Here is a 13815-nt window from a genome sequence, read left to right as displayed (position 1 = left end):
AGGTCACGCGACCAGACGCCCCGGGCTGCCATCCCCAGCCCGGGGCGTCACCGCGTCCCGGGGCCGGGCCAGTCACTCAGGGCCGGAGGCCGTGCGCGACCAGCACCGCGTAGGGGTCCACGGGGTCGCCGTGCTCGCCGGTCGGCCGGATCTCCAGGTGCAGGTGCGCCCCGGTCACGTTGCCCGTGGCCCCGACGGTGCCGATCGGCTGGCCCACGGCCACGCGCTGACCCGGCGTCACGCCGATCGAGGTCTGGTGGCAGTACCAGGCCTCCCCGCCGCCGGGCAGGGTGATGATCGTGCGGTTGCCGTAGGAGCCGGCGTACCCGGCCTCCTTGACGACACCGGCCGCGATGGCGCGGATCTGGGTGCCGGCGGGCGCCGCGAAGTCGAGGCCGGTGTGCATCCCGCTGGACCACAGCCAGCTGCGGTCACCGAACCGGCCGGTCAGGTGGTAGCCGCTGACCGGCAGCGCCCAGGTGATCCTCTGGATCGTGACCGGGCGGGCGACCGGGGCGGGACGCGGGAGGGCACGCAGCGCCGGAGTGGCCAGGCTGCGCGAGGGCCGGGCCGCATCCTCGCGACCGGCGAGGACGGCGGCGGCGGGGGCGGTGCTCGCCGAGAGGCTCGGGGCCAGGCCGGCGGCGGCGAGCGCGGGCACCTTGTGCCGGGCTGCGGTCACCGGGAGCACGACCGTGACGACGAGGACGAGGACCATCGCGGCCACGGCGTAGGCGGCGGCGACGGAGGCCAGCGTGCGGCTCAGGCGGCGGGGTGCGCGGTGCGTCGGGCGGTAGGCGCGGCGACGAGAGGTCGTGGGCTGGTGCGGCATGACGCGGGCTCCTCCAAGCCCCTCCTCCGCCGGTCGATGGCGTGGCCGTCCCGAGAGCTTCCGTGGCGAAGGCAGTCCGGAAGCAGACAGCAAGCGTCCTGCTAACTTTTGTTAGCGCCCAGTAAGTCACGGGCACTCGCGCGGGTTCAACTCCTGGGGGGCAGAGGTGACCAAGCGCACGCGGGGCCGGCGGCCCGATCGGAGACCCTACGGGACGAGCGCCGGATGGGCCAGTCGGGCCAGGGTGCCCACCCGTTCGGACTATCAAACGTGATATTCATCGACGTACGACGGCGTGACTCGATCGTGCCATACGCCGTTTATCTGGACAAATCGCCTCAACCGACGAGGCGGACGGACCTCCAGGAGCCTGACATGCGCACGACCCTCGGGAACACCCAGCGAGCCGCTCTGGCGATCGGCAGCGCCGCGACCCTCGCCCTGCTGGGCCTGTCCACCCCGGCGTACGCCGCCCCCGGCCACGACGCCGCACCGTCCCGCTCCACCACCTCGCACTCGCACTCCGCGGCCGCCGGCCACGACCACCGCGCCAGCTCCAACAAGAGCGGCCGCGGCCACGACGACGACTGGCAGGCGCAGGCCGACCCCGACGGTGACGAGAACGGCGGGATCGACCAGCCCGGCGGTGCCGGCGGCGTCGACACCTCCGACCAGGACGGCAACAACGGCAGCGGCAACGACTCCGACTGCGAGGACGACAACCGCGGCAAGGGCGTCCCGGGGCACTGCAAGGAGAAGACCCACGGGAAGGGCGGCAAGCACGCCGAGGGTTCCAAGGGTTCCAAGGGCCCCAAGGTCACCGACGACACCGAGGACACCGGCGCCCCGTCGCGCGAGGAGCACGGCGCTCCCGGCGCCGAGCAGCCCGGCCCCCCGGCCGTCGAGCACGCCCCGGAGGGCTCGACCGACGACTCCGTCGACTCGCCTGGCGCCGGCACGCCGGCGGTGGAGGCCACCGACAGCACGGACAGCACCGACACGACGGACACCACCGAGGTGGCGGTGACCGAGGCGACGCGGCCCGTGGTCCTGGGCATCGAGCGGTTCGCCGACACCGTGGCCCCGCAGCGCTCCGCCAGCCCGGCTCGGGACGCCGCCGAGACCCCGGTGGCCGGCCCGGTCGCCGGCCCGGTCGCCCGCGCCGCGGCCGTCCTCCCGAACACCGGCGCGGACGCCGCGATGCTCGCCCTCCTGGCCGGCGGACTCGCCTCCGTGGTGGCCGGCACGGTGCTCGTGCGTCGCCGCCGCGAGGAGGCCTGAGCCTCTCGAGCTGCCTGACCATGGGCCCGGATCGCCACGATCCGGGCCCATGGTCCTGGGTGGGGGCAGGACCCTTCGACGACCCGGGCCCGCAGAGGTCCCGAGGGCCCCTGGACCACCGTCCTTGCCGAGGATGATTGGCGGCTCTATGTCCAGGTTCGCCGGTTTTTTCCCTGCATGCTCGTGTTCACCACAGCAGGTCCCCGCCGCCAGGCAGGGCCGCCGATCAGGGAGAACCACCATGCGCACCACCACCGGCACCCCCCTCACCACCCGCCTCTCGGTCGGTCTCGCCGCCTCGGCGGTCATGGTCCTGGCGAGCATGGCCTCCCCGGCGTACGCGACCCCCGGCAACGGCCAGGCCAACGGGCAGGGCAACGGCAACGGCTCGACCCAGGGCGCGTCTCCCTCCGACCCCGACGGCGACAGCAACGGCGGTCCGAACAAGCCGGGCACCGGCGACCAGGACGGCAACAACGGCAGCGGCAACGACGCCGACTGCGAGGACGACAACAACGGCCGCGGCGTCCCGGCTCGCTGCGGGACCACCGTCCCGGACGAGCAGCCCCCCGCCGACGACGCGACCGACGAGACCCCCGCCGACCAGGGCACGGACAACCAGGGCACCGACGACCAGGGCACCGACGACCAGGGCACCGACGACCAGGGCACCGACAACCAGGGTGACGAGGGCACCGACGACCAGGGCGAGGACACCACCGACGAGCAGCCCCCGGCCGACGACACCGACGAGACCACGGCCGACGAGAACACCGACGACACCACGCACGAGACGCCCGCCGACCAGGGCGACGCCACCGCCGACCAGGGCACCGACGAGGGCTCGGACCAGGGCACTGACGAGGGCTCGGACGGAAACACCGACGACCAGGGCGCCGACGACACGACCGACGAGCCCGTCGACGGCCTCAACCCGCGGGGCGGCGAGGACACCGACGAGCCCACCACCGACGAGCCGACCACCGAGGTCCCGGCCGTCGAGGAGCCCACCATGGGCAACCCGGGCGTCGAGGTGCCGGTGATCGACGACGTGCCCGCCGTCGAGGAGCCCACCACCACGCCGGTCGTCCTCGGCGTCGAGGAGTTCGCCCCGGCCGCCGCCGCCGCCGCGCCCGCCACGCGTCACCCTGCGGCTCCCGCCGGCCGCGTGGCCCCGGTCACCGCCCCCGCTCGCGCCGTCGCCGGCGTGCTGCCCAACACGGGGGCCGGCGCCGAGGACGGTCTGCTCCTCGTCGGCGGCGTGGCGATGACGTTCGCCGGGCTGGTGCTGGTGCGCCGCTCGCGCCGTACGCAGGCCTGACCCTCCCAGCTCCGAGAGGTGGAGAGACCCGCGAGCATGGCGCGGCGGCCTCTCCACCTTTCGGCCGCGAGGCTAGTCACTCATGGTCAATCCGGGCCGCCGTGTGGACCGCACGGCCTCGACCCATAGGACCAAGTTCCTGGTTCTCCCCCCAGAGGTCCCGATCGTCCGGCATGCTGGACCTTCCCTACCCCTGACCAAGGAGGCTCGCGATGCTCGCTTCCACGAAGCTCTTCCTCGCCCTCACCGGCTCAGCCGGCGCGGCCGTCGTGGGTGCCGGCCCCGTCCTCCACTCCGACCTCACCATCACGGCCCTGCTGGCCGGCGGGGTCGCCACGGTCACGGCCGGGATCTACCAGCTGGTGCGCTCCGCACCCGCGAAGTCCTGAGGGTCCCGCACCACCCGAACCTCCAGGCCCCGGCTCCTCGAGCCGGGGCCTTGCTGCGTGCCGGGAGGCGCGAGCCAGGGGCCGGAGAACACGACAGCCGGACCCCGTCGGGGTCCGGCTGTCTCCGATGTCCTGAGACATCACACGGCGGTGGCGGAGGGATTTGAACCCTCGGTGGGCTTTCACCCACAAACGCTTTCGAGGCGTTCTCCTTAGGCCGCTCGGACACGCCACCGCGGACGAGGGTACAGCAGCGGGACCGGGGTCATGAACGCAGGTCGGAGGTCCGCCGCGCCTCGAAGAACTCCCGCAGGACGGCCCCGCACTCGTCGGCCAGCACGCCGGCCACGACCTCGGGCCGATGGTTGAGCCGGCGGTCGCGCAGCACGTCCCACAGGGAGCCGACCGCGCCGGCCTTGGGGTCGTGGGCGCCGAAGACCACGCGGTCCACGCGGGCCAGCCCCGCAGCCCCGGCGCACATCGTGCAGGGCTCGAGCGTCACCACCAGCGTGCAGCCCTCCAGGCGCCACTCGCCCTGGGTCAGCGCCGCCTCGCGCAGCGCGACCACCTCGGCGTGGGCGGTGGGGTCGGCGCGGTCCTCGCGGTGGTTGCGCCCCCGTCCCACCACGACGCCGTGGGCGTCGAGCACGACCGCACCGACGGGTACGTCGTCACCGGACGACCCCGCCTCGGCGAGGGCCAGGCGCATGGCCGGCTCCCACCGGTCCCGGACGGCGGAGGGGAGGTCCACCTGCGTCAGGCGCTGACGCCCACGGCGTCGTCGTACAACGGGCCGAAGCCGAGCTTGTGGGCGATGTCGCCGAGCGCCTCGTCGGGGTAGAGCTCCTCGTCGTCGAGCAGCGCGCCCATGTCCATCGCCGGCAGGCCGAGGTCCGCGACGATGCCGAGGTCGCCGGCCGGCTCCTGGTCGTCCTCGTCGTCGGGCATGTCGAGCTCGAGGGTCTCGAGGACGGAGCGGGCCAGCGGCCACTCCGTCGCCGCGGTGACGTCGGAGAGCAGCAGCCGCACGTGGGACCCGGCGACGCGCGCGAGCACGAAGAAGTCCTCGTCGATCGACACCAGGCCGAGCGAGCCGAAGTCACCTGGCCAGCGGCGCAGCTCGGCGGCCAGCGCGTCCACGTCGTGCAGCTTGTCGTCGGAGATCTCCTCGACCCGCCAGACGTTCTCCTCGCGGTAGACCACGAGGGCGAAGTCGACCGCCTCGTCGTCGTCGTACCCGGACACCTCGGCTCCTTCCCGCCGCCGCAACGGCTCTGGTCGACCCATCGGTCCCGAGGGGGTCGTCGCCTCGATCATGACACCGGTCGCACGACGGAAGCCAGGCGAGAACGGACCTGTCTGCCGGTGGTCACTGTGACGTCGGCGAGTCGTCGGCGATTCGTTACGGTGTCGGCCATGCGCGTCCACGTCGTCGACCACCCCCTCGTCTCCCACAAGCTCACGACGCTGCGTGACCAGGGCACCGACTCCCCCACCTTCCGGCGTCTGGTCGACGAGCTGGTGACGCTGCTGGCCTACGAGGCCACCCGCGACGTGCGCGTCGAGCCGACCGAGGTGCAGACGCCGGTCGCGCCGGCCACGGGCGTGCGGCTGGTGACCCCGGCGCCGCTCGTGGTGCCGATCCTGCGGGCCGGCCTCGGCATGCTCGACGGCATGGTGCGGCTGCTGCCCACCGCCGAGGTCGGCTTCCTCGGGATGGCGCGCAACGAGGAGACCCTCGAGGCGATGACGTACGCCGAGCGGCTGCCGGCCGACCTGTCCGGGCGCCAGTGCTACGTGCTCGACCCGATGCTCGCGACCGGTGGCACCCTCGCCGCGGCGATCCACTTCCTCGTGGACCGCGGCGCCGACCACATCACCGCGATCTGCCTGCTGTCCGCGCCGGAGGGCGTGGAGCGGGTCGACCAGGAGCTGAGCGGCCTGCAGGTGCCGGTCACCCTGGTCACGGCCGCGATGGACGAGCGGCTCGACGACAAGGGCTACATCGTGCCGGGTCTCGGCGACGCCGGCGACCGGCTCTACGGCCTCGCCCACTGAGGGCAGCGCGGGGCCGGCGTGACGGCGTACGCCGCCCGCTGCGAGCCGCGAGCGGTCAGAGGGCCTCGACGCTCTTGAGCACCTTGCCGAGCATGTCCTTGGCGTCACCGAACAGCAGCGTCGTCCGGTCCTCGAAGAGCAGCTCGTTCTCGATGCCGGCGAAGCCGGGGCGCATCGAGCGCTTCATGAACACGACCTGCTTGGCCTCGTCGGCGTTGAGGATCGGCATGCCGTAGATCGGCGCGCCGGGCGTCGTCTTGGCGGCGGGGTTGACCACGTCGTTGGCTCCGACCACGAGCACGACGTCGGCGTCCTTGAACTCCGAGTTGATGTCGTCCATCTCGACCAGCTGCTCGTAGGGCACCTGGGCCTCGGCGAGCAGGACGTTCATGTGGCCGGGCATGCGACCGGCGACCGGGTGGATGGCGTAGTCGACCTTGGCGCCACGGGCGACCAGCAGGTCGACCAGCTCTCGCAGGGTGTGCTGGGCCTGCGCGACGGCCAGGCCGTAGCCCGGCACGATGATCACGCGGTCGGCGTAGTTGAGCATGATCGCGACGTCCTCGGGGCCGGCGGACTTCACCGGTCGGTCCGAGGCCTCGCCGGCGCCCAGCGTCGACCCGCCCTTGAGCGCGCCGAACAGGATGTTGGCGACCGAGCGGCCCATGGCACGGGCCATCAGCAGGGTGAGGAAGGTTCCGGAGGCACCGACGAGCGTGCCGCCGACGAGCAGCACCAGGTTGGACAGGACGTAGCCGCCCGCCGCCACGGTGAGGCCGGTGAAGGCGTTGAGCAGCGAGATCACGATCGGGACGTCGGCGCCGCCCACCGGCAGCACGAGCAGGGCGCCGAAGGCCAGGCCCACCAGGCAGAGCACGATGCCGACGAGCACCGAGGGACCGGACACGGTGAGCACCGAGAGCACGACCGCGACGAGCAGCATGCCGCCGAACGCCACCGGGAGACCGGGGAAGACCACCGGCCGCGAGGTCATCAGGTCCTGCAGCTTGGCGAAGGTGATCAGCGAACCGGAGAACGACACCGAGCCGACGAAGACCGTGAACGCCGTCGCGGCGAGGGTGAACCAGCCCGAGACGTCGCTGGGGTCCACCCCGGCGTTGTCGGAGATCGTGAGGATGCCGTTGAGCTCGATCAGCGCGACCAGCGCGGCAGCACCGCCGCCGACGCCGTTGAACAGCGCGACCATCTGGGGCATCTGGGTCATCTGCACGCGCTGGGCGCCGAAGACACCGCCGGCCACGCCCACGAGGATCGCCACCAGGATCAGCGGCACGTGGCGCGGGTGGTCGAGGTAGATGAAGGGCAGCAGGCAGGCGACGGTCGCCGCGGCGGCGCCGATCAGGTTGCCCGTGCGAGCTGTCTTGGGACCGGACAGGCCCTTGAGCGCGAGGATGAAGCCGACCGCGCAGATCAGGTAGGTGACTTGGACCCAGGTCGCCATCAGGCCGCGCCCTCCTCGTTGCGCGCAGGCTTCTTCTTGCGCGTGAACATCTGCAGCATGCGGTCGGTGACGACGAACCCGCCCACCATGTTGATCGTCGCCAGGACGATCGCGACCAGGCCCACCGCCACGGCGAAGCCGTTGGTGGTCTCGGCGGTCGCGATGATCGCGCCGAGCAGGATGACGCCGTGGATGGCGTTGGCGCCGGACATCAGCGGGGTGTGCAGCGTCGAGGACACCTTGGAGATGACCTCGATGCCGACGAACACGCTCAGCACGAAGATGGTGAGCCACACGACTCCGTCGTTCACGGCTGTCCCTCCTCAGGGGCGTTGTGGGCGGGGTCGGCGGGGTCGGCGGCCGGCATCAACCGGGTGGCGTCCGGGTCCGCGGTCGGCTGCGGAGCCGGCTCGGGCTCCGGCTCGGGGTCGGGGTCGGGCCCCTCGATCGCCTCACGAGTGGGCTTGTGGTGGATGCGACCGCCCTCGGTGACGCAGCTGCCGTCGACGATCTCGTCGGCGAAGTCCGGGGCGAAGCCGCCCGCCGACTCCTCGTCACCGGCGCGGGTCATCAGCGTGACCAGGTTGACGATGTTCTGCGCGTAGAGCTTGGAGGCCGGCCCCGGCAGCTGGGAGGGCACGTTGGCCCCGCCCCACACCTGGGCGTGGCCGATGCGGACCACCTCGCCGGCGACCGCGCCCTCGACGTTGCCGCCGGACTCGGCGGCCAGGTCGACCACGACCGAGCCGGGCTTCATCTGCTCGACCATCTCGCGCGTGACGAGCAGGGGCGCCTGGCGACCCGGCACCGCCGCGGTGGTGATGAGCGCGTCGGCGTCGGCCACGAAGGGCGCGAGCAGCTCCATCTGGCGGGCGGCACGCTCCTCGGTCATCTCGCGGGCGTAGCCGCCGGACCCCTCGAGCGTCTCGAGGTCGAGCTTGATCGGCACCGCCCCGAGGGAGGCGATCTCCTCCGCGGCGGCCGCACGGACGTCGTACGCCTTGACCACGGCGCCGAGGCGCTTGCAGGTCGCGATCGCCTGCAACCCGGCGACGCCGGCGCCGAGGACGACCACCTGCGCGGGCTGGACCGTGCCGGCGGCCGTCATGTTGAGGGGGAAGAAGCGGCGCAGCATGCCCGCCGCGACGATCGCGCAGCGGTAGCCGGACACCAGTGCCTGCGAGGAGAGCGCGTCCATCGACTGGGCGCGGCTGATGCGCGGCACGAGCTCCATCGCGAAGGACGTGAGGCCACAGTCGCGCAGGTCGGCGACGAGCTCGTGCGACTGGTTGACCGGGAGGAACGACATGGTCGCCGTGCCCTCCGGCAGCCGCCTCACCACCGAGCGGTCGAGGGGGTTGACCGAGACCACCAGCACCGCGTCGGCGTAGGGGTCCTCGCTCACCTCGGCACCGGCCTCGGCGTAGTCCTGGTCGGAGTACTGCGCGAGGTCCCCGGCCCCGGTCTCCACGGCAACCGTGTAGCCGAGCCTGGTCAGCTTCTCGACCAGCTCCGGGACCATGGCGACGCGCCCCTCACCCGGCCTGGTCTCTCTGGCGACAGCGATCTTCACCTGCCGGACCCTACTTGTCCGCGCAGACCCAAGACCAACCGATGAGACGTGTGTCTCAGGGCCGTCCGGACCCGGAGGAGAACGCGAATTCCTGTCAGGACAACGGGTCCTCGCGGCGGTGCACGCTCACCGCGTAGCCCGGGTCGCCGTCCTCGGGCCACGGCTCCCCGCTCCACCCGGCGTGGCGGGCCACGAGAGCGAGGCCAGCGGCGAGGCAGGCCTCGTCGTACGCCGCGAGGGGGAGCAGCGGGGTGCCGGATGGCAGGTGGTCGCGGTCGGTGCCGAAGCCGGCGACCAGCAGCCCTCCCGGCGCCAGCTGGCCCGCGAGCGCGGCCATCGTCGCGGGCAGCGCGGCGGCCTCCACGAAGGGGACGACGTTGCCGGCCATCACCACCAGGTCGTACGGCGTGGCAGGCGCCGGCAGCGCGCCCAGGTCGGCCACCCGCCACTCCAGCCCCGGCCAGCGCCGTCGGGCCTCCTCGACCATGGAGGGGTCGACGTCGACGCCCGTCACGGTGTGGCCGCGCGAGGCGAGCCGGGCGGCCACCCGACCAGTGCCGCAGCCGGCGTCCAGCACCCGTGCACCCGGACCCAGCAGGGTCTCGACGAAGTCCGCCTCGCCGTGGGCGTCCGGGCGCTCGGCGACGGCGTCGAACCGCTCGGCGTAGGCGCCCGCGTAGCCGTCACCGCCGAAGGACCCCCGCGCGACCCGACGCCAGAGCTCCCCGGGCTCACCGGGCGCACCGGCACCGGAGGGCGTCACGAGCCCGGCAGGACGCGGCGGATGGTCACCCGGAAGTCGCAGCCCTCGTCGGGGCCGGAGCGCAGCTCGACGCTGCCGCCCTGCGCCTCGACGAAGTGCTTGACGATCGCCAGCCCGATGCCCGTGCCCGGCGCGCTGGTGGCGGTCGCGGGGCTGCGGTAGAAGCGGTCGAAGACCTTCTCGTGCTCCTCCTCGGGGATGCCCACCCCCTCGTCGCGCACCGAGAGGACCACCGTCTCCGGCGCGACGTCCACGTCGAGGTGGATCGCCGAGCCCCGGGGGGAGAACTTCGCGGCGTTGGTGAGGAGGTTCTCCAGCACGCGCAGGAACGCGCTGCGATCGACGACCACCTCGAGGTCCGCGTCGACCCGGTTGTCGACGTGGTGGTCCTCCAGGGCGGTCGCGGTGTTGCGCAGCGCCTCCTCGAGCAGCTCGCCGAGCACCTGGGTCTCCAGCTCGACCTTGAGCTTGCCGCGCTCGAGCCGCGAGAAGTCGAGGAGGTCCTGGATGAGGAAGTCGAGGCGACCGCCGGCGTGGTGGATGCGCTGGACCATGTCGCGCTTGCGCGACTCCTCGGTGACGTCCCAGGAGCCGACCAGCCACTCTGCGAACCCCTTGATCGCGGTGAGCGGCGTGCGCAGCTCGTGGGAGACGGTGGCGAGGAAGTCGGTGCGCAGCCGGTCGACCTCGCGCAGCCGCGCGGACGCCTCCCGCTCCCGCTCGGCGGCCAGGCGCTGGCTCTGCTCGATCTGCCGGCGCGCGGTGACGTCGCGGATCGTCGCGCACACGCTCACCGTGCCGTCGGCCTCGATCGGGCTCAGCGAGATCTCGACGGGGAACTCGGTGCCGTCCTTGCGCAGCGCGGACAGCTGGAGGTTGGCCCCCATCGGGCGCAGCCGGGGACTGCGCACGAAGCGGCGGCGGTGCTCGGGGTGACGACCGCGGTAGCGCAGCGGCATGAGCACCTCGATCGGCTGCCCGATCAGCTCCTCGCGCTCGTAGCCGAACAGCCGCATGACCTGCCCGTTGACCAGCTCGATCGCGCCGGTGTCGGAGACGATCACCATCGCGTCGGGGGCCGACTCGATGACCCCGCGGAAGCGGTTGTCGGCGAGCTTGCGGGCGGTGATGTCGCGGATCGCGGCGCACACGATCACGCCCTCCGGGGTCTGGAGGCTCGACAGCGAGATCTCGGCGGGGAACGCCGTCCCGTCCTTGCGGCGCGCCGAGAGCTCGGGACGCAGCCCGAACGTGCGGTGGCCGCCGCCGCCGCGCAGGTAGCCCTCCCGCAGCACCGGGTGGGCGCCTCGTGACCCCAGGGGCACCAGCAGCTCGACCGGCTCGCCGAGGAGCTCCTCGCGGGCGTAGCCGAACAGCTTCTCGGCCTGCCGGTTGACCAGGGTGATGAGCCCGGCCTGGTCGACGGCGACCATGGCGTCCGGCGCCGCGTCGAGCAGGCCGCGAAACCGCGCCTCCGTCGTACGACGCTCGGTGACGTCGCGGATCGCCGCGGCGTAGGTGCGGCCGTGCTCCCGCTCCTCGAGCGGGCTCAGGGAGATCTCGACCGGGAACTCCGAGCCGTCGGAGCGCAGCGCGTAGAGGTCGAGGCCGGCGCCCATCGAGCGGGTGCGGGGGTTCTCGGCGTACTGCCGGCGGAACACCGGGTGCTGGCCACGGAACCGCTCCGGCACGAGCATCTCGACCTTGCGGCCGAGCAGCCGGAAGCGGTCGTAGCCGAACATCAGCTCGGCCTGCTGGTTGACCATCTCGATCTCGCCCTGCTCGTTGAGCAGGATCATCGCGTCGGGCGCGGCCTCGATGAGGCCCTCGTAGCGGGTCTCGCGCCGCACCCGGTCGGTGACGTCGCGCGCGATCGCGGCTCCGCCGACCACCCGCCCGAGGTCGTCGTGGATGGGCGTCACCGAGAGCGAGATGTGGAGCCGACGACCGTCGCGGTGGAGCCGGGTGGTCTCGTGGAGGGTCACCCGCTCGCCCGCGGAGAGACGGTCGAGGATCTCGTCGATCTCCTCCACGGTCTCGGGGGCCGCGACCATGCGGATCGACTGGCCGACCGCCTCCTCGGCGGTCCAGCCGTAGAGCTCCTCGGCACCGTGGTTCCAGAACGTGATCGTGCCGTCGAGGTCCTTGCAGATGACCGCGTCGGTGGCCTCGCGGACGACCGCGGCAAGGGTCGCGTCGACGGCTCGCCGGGCGTCGACGATCTGGCCGATCGCCTCGTCGCGGCGCTGCGCGGTGTCCCCCTCGCCCTCCTCGGCCGCCCGGCTGACCGCCTCGACGAACTCCTTGCCGTCGAACGGCTTGACCATGAAGTCGTGGGCGCCCGCCTCCCAGGCGGCGGCCTGGTCCTTCTTGTGCGTCCGCGCGGTCAGCATGAGCACCGGGATCGCGGCCGTGGCGGGCTCGGCCTTGAGCCGCCGCAGCACCTCGACGCCGTCGAGGTCGGGGAGCATGTAGTCCAGGACGATGACGTGGGGGTGCTTGACCGCGGCCAGGTCGAGCGCGAGTTGGCCGTTGCCCGCCTCGATCACCTCGAAGCCGGCGCCCTCCAGGTGCAGCGTGCACACCAGGGCGATGTCCGGGTCGTCGTCGACCACGAGTGCCAGGCGCTTGTGCGACACGGGAGACTCCCACTCTCGGCGGCTCGCCCACCCCCGGACGCGCGCCGCATCGTCGGCTCGATCCTAGTGTCGACGGGTCCGCCCCGAGGCCGGAACCTCGAAGGTGCGCTCAGCCGCCGTCGGAGGCCGAGATGGTCTGGGCGAGCCCGACCAGGTGGGCGAGCCGGGCGACCTCCGAGTCGAGGATGTCGGGTCCGCCGCGGCGGCCGATCACGACCAGGCCGTCCTCCCCCAGCGGGGCGCCGGCGACCACGTTGCCGGTCAGCATGCTCCAGTCGGGGTCCACCTCGAGCCGCGCGGCACGCCTGAGCGGGAGCCAGCGCGCCTGCTCGTCGCCCAGGTCGGGGGCCGCCGAGGTCGAGTGCACCTGCTTGACCCCTCCACCGGTGACGCTCAGCCGGGTGGCCCAGTCGGCGCGGAACGCGACGGGCAGCAGGTCGACCAGGTCGTCGTACGCCGTGGGTGGGTTCTGCGTGAGCTGCTCGACCACCTCGAGGTCGAGGAACACGTTGCCGCCGGCGGCGTAGCGGGAGATCCACAGGACGGTCACGCCGTCGAGGGTGTTGCAGGCCGACACCACCGAGTCGGGCATCGTGCCGGGCGCGACCTCGAGCAGCACGTCGTCGACGGCGGTGCCGTCCTCACGGTGCTCGACGATCTCGATCGCCTCGATGTCACCACCGGCCTCACCGATGGCGGTGGCGACGCGACCCAGGCTCCCGGGCACGTCGGGCAGCGAGACGCGCAGCAGGTAGGGCACGGTCGCGGTCCTCCCCTCCAGCACCCGCTGGGGCGACGGATGCAGAGGCAGACTATCGCTGGCCGGGCCGGGCGGCCGGGCGCGATCTCAGCCGCCGGTTCGCCCCAACGGGTGGGTCGACCGGACCTCGTAGCGCGGCCGTCCCCGCGGCCCCTCCCCGAGGAACGACTCGACCAGCACCGCCTCCTCGACCAGGAAGGGACGCGAGGCCCACCCCTCGAGCAGGCGGACCCAGCGGACGACGTCGGCCGGGCGCCGGGTGCGCGCCAGGGTCACGTGCGGGCGGAAGCGCGCGCCGTCGGGTGGCGCCCCTGCCCGGGCGGCAGCGGCGCGGGCGCCGGTCGCCAGGCGCCGCAGCTCCTCGCGGTCCTGCTCCTCGCCGCGCACGTCGGCGTACACCAGCTTGGCGTGGGCGACATCCGGGAACGCCCCACCCCCGCCGAGCCGCAGCGTGAAGGGGGCGCGTCGGCGCGCGGCCCGGTCGAGCCGCTCCTCCAGGTCGTCCAGGGTGGGCTCGGGCACGCGGCCGAGGAAGGCCAGCGTGACGTGCCACGACGCGGCCACCGTCCAGCGGAAGTCACCGGCCTCCCGGCGCGGCGCGAGGAAGTCCTCGAGCTCCTCGACCACGTCCTCGGGAGGGACGACGGCCACGAACATCCGGTGGGGCACGGCCCCATCCTGCCGCGACCCGGCCCGGCGTACTCCGACGTACGCGTCCCCGGCCCGGCGTACTCCGA

The 13815-nt window shown here is 73.0% G+C and carries 14 protein-coding genes and 1 tRNA gene; 4 read left to right on the top strand and 11 right to left on the bottom strand.

The window, feature by feature from the left end:
- Nucleotides 1-76 precede the first annotated feature (76 nt).
- A complete protein-coding gene (locus J2S63_RS11275; RefSeq protein WP_310301995.1) occupies nucleotides 77-832 on the bottom strand; it encodes a M23 family metallopeptidase in 756 nt (251 codons plus the stop codon).
- 375 nt (nucleotides 833-1207) lie between these two features.
- Between J2S63_RS11275 and J2S63_RS11270 the strand changes: the two genes are divergently transcribed.
- The 3 genes from J2S63_RS11270 to J2S63_RS11260 all read left to right on the top strand — a co-directional run bounded on the left by J2S63_RS11270 (nucleotide 1208) and on the right by J2S63_RS11260 (nucleotide 3823).
- The gene (locus tag J2S63_RS11270) at nucleotides 1208-2113 is read left to right on the top strand and encodes an LPXTG cell wall anchor domain-containing protein (RefSeq protein WP_310301994.1); all 906 of its coding nucleotides are present in this window, start codon (nucleotides 1208-1210) and stop codon (nucleotides 2111-2113) included.
- Nucleotides 2114-2354: 241 nt separating this feature from the next.
- Entirely contained in the window at nucleotides 2355-3434 is a 1080-nt protein-coding gene (locus J2S63_RS11265; protein WP_310301993.1) for a fibronectin-binding protein FnbA, read from the top strand.
- Nucleotides 3435-3646: 212 nt separating this feature from the next.
- Entirely contained in the window at nucleotides 3647-3823 is a 177-nt protein-coding gene (locus J2S63_RS11260) for a hypothetical protein (RefSeq protein ID WP_310301992.1), read from the top strand.
- 148 nt (nucleotides 3824-3971) lie between these two features.
- Here J2S63_RS11260 and J2S63_RS11255 read toward each other — a convergent pair.
- The 3 genes from J2S63_RS11255 to J2S63_RS11245 all read right to left on the bottom strand — a co-directional run bounded on the left by J2S63_RS11255 (nucleotide 3972) and on the right by J2S63_RS11245 (nucleotide 5068).
- Nucleotides 3972-4058, bottom strand: a tRNA-Ser gene (locus J2S63_RS11255).
- A gap of 30 nt (nucleotides 4059-4088) precedes the next feature.
- Nucleotides 4089-4532: a nucleoside deaminase gene (locus J2S63_RS11250; RefSeq protein WP_310301991.1), complete on the bottom strand. Its 444-nt coding sequence runs from the start codon at nucleotides 4530-4532 to the stop codon at nucleotides 4089-4091.
- Nucleotides 4533-4579: 47 nt separating this feature from the next.
- Complete coding sequence (locus tag J2S63_RS11245) at nucleotides 4580-5068, bottom strand: tRNA adenosine deaminase-associated protein (RefSeq protein WP_310301990.1); 489 nt, start codon at nucleotides 5066-5068, stop codon at nucleotides 4580-4582.
- A 171-nt stretch (nucleotides 5069-5239) separates the two neighbouring features.
- Here J2S63_RS11245 and upp point away from each other — a divergent pair, with 171 nt between their 5' ends.
- Complete coding sequence (upp, locus tag J2S63_RS11240; RefSeq protein WP_310301989.1) at nucleotides 5240-5881, top strand: uracil phosphoribosyltransferase; 642 nt, start codon at nucleotides 5240-5242, stop codon at nucleotides 5879-5881.
- Between the two features lie 55 nt (nucleotides 5882-5936).
- Here the strand turns inward: upp and J2S63_RS11235 are convergent, their stop codons facing one another.
- The 7 genes from J2S63_RS11235 to thpR form a co-directional block, all read right to left on the bottom strand.
- A complete protein-coding gene (locus J2S63_RS11235) occupies nucleotides 5937-7343 on the bottom strand; it encodes an NAD(P)(+) transhydrogenase (Re/Si-specific) subunit beta (protein ID WP_310301988.1) in 1407 nt (468 codons plus the stop codon).
- Nucleotides 7343-7654 (bottom strand): NAD(P) transhydrogenase subunit alpha part 2, encoded by a 312-nt coding sequence (locus J2S63_RS11230; RefSeq protein WP_310301987.1) that lies wholly within the window; start codon nucleotides 7652-7654, stop codon nucleotides 7343-7345. Before J2S63_RS11230 ends, J2S63_RS11235 begins: the two co-directional genes overlap by 1 nt.
- The gene (locus tag J2S63_RS11225; RefSeq protein ID WP_310301986.1) at nucleotides 7651-8916 is read right to left on the bottom strand and encodes an NAD(P) transhydrogenase subunit alpha; all 1266 of its coding nucleotides are present in this window, start codon (nucleotides 8914-8916) and stop codon (nucleotides 7651-7653) included. Before J2S63_RS11225 ends, J2S63_RS11230 begins: the two co-directional genes overlap by 4 nt.
- A gap of 94 nt (nucleotides 8917-9010) precedes the next feature.
- The gene (locus J2S63_RS11220; protein ID WP_310301985.1) at nucleotides 9011-9679 is read right to left on the bottom strand and encodes a class I SAM-dependent methyltransferase; all 669 of its coding nucleotides are present in this window, start codon (nucleotides 9677-9679) and stop codon (nucleotides 9011-9013) included.
- Nucleotides 9676-12318: a PAS domain S-box protein gene (locus tag J2S63_RS11215; protein WP_310301984.1), complete on the bottom strand. Its 2643-nt coding sequence runs from the start codon at nucleotides 12316-12318 to the stop codon at nucleotides 9676-9678. The genes J2S63_RS11220 and J2S63_RS11215 overlap by 4 nt, the downstream gene beginning before the upstream one ends.
- A gap of 109 nt (nucleotides 12319-12427) precedes the next feature.
- Nucleotides 12428-13078 (bottom strand): ACT domain-containing protein, encoded by a 651-nt coding sequence (locus J2S63_RS11210; protein ID WP_310301983.1) that lies wholly within the window; start codon nucleotides 13076-13078, stop codon nucleotides 12428-12430.
- Between the two features lie 87 nt (nucleotides 13079-13165).
- Nucleotides 13166-13747, bottom strand: a complete 582-nt coding sequence (thpR, locus tag J2S63_RS11205) for an RNA 2',3'-cyclic phosphodiesterase (protein WP_310301982.1) — start codon at nucleotides 13745-13747, stop codon at nucleotides 13166-13168.
- Nucleotides 13748-13815: the final 68 nt, after the last annotated feature.

Origin of the sequence: Nocardioides marmoribigeumensis, assembly GCF_031458325.1 — a bacterium.
GTDB classification, from domain to species: Bacteria; Actinomycetota; Actinomycetes; order Propionibacteriales; family Nocardioidaceae; genus Marmoricola_A; species Marmoricola_A marmoribigeumensis.
The sequence above is the reverse complement of the archived record's forward strand: the minus strand, read 5'-3'. Positions and strand labels throughout refer to the sequence as shown.

Coding starts and splice junctions, on each gene's coding strand:
- J2S63_RS11275 (WP_310301995.1), bottom strand. CDS start 832: ATGCCGCACCAGCCCACGACCTCTCGTCGCCGCGCCTACCGCCCGACG.
- J2S63_RS11270 (WP_310301994.1), top strand. CDS start 1,208: ATGCGCACGACCCTCGGGAACACCCAGCGAGCCGCTCTGGCGATCGGC.
- J2S63_RS11265 (WP_310301993.1), top strand. CDS start 2,355: ATGCGCACCACCACCGGCACCCCCCTCACCACCCGCCTCTCGGTCGGT.
- J2S63_RS11260 (WP_310301992.1), top strand. CDS start 3,647: ATGCTCGCTTCCACGAAGCTCTTCCTCGCCCTCACCGGCTCAGCCGGC.
- J2S63_RS11250 (WP_310301991.1), bottom strand. CDS start 4,532: ATGCGCCTGGCCCTCGCCGAGGCGGGGTCGTCCGGTGACGACGTACCC.
- upp (WP_310301989.1), top strand. CDS start 5,240: ATGCGCGTCCACGTCGTCGACCACCCCCTCGTCTCCCACAAGCTCACG.
- J2S63_RS11235 (WP_310301988.1), bottom strand. CDS start 7,343: ATGGCGACCTGGGTCCAAGTCACCTACCTGATCTGCGCGGTCGGCTTC.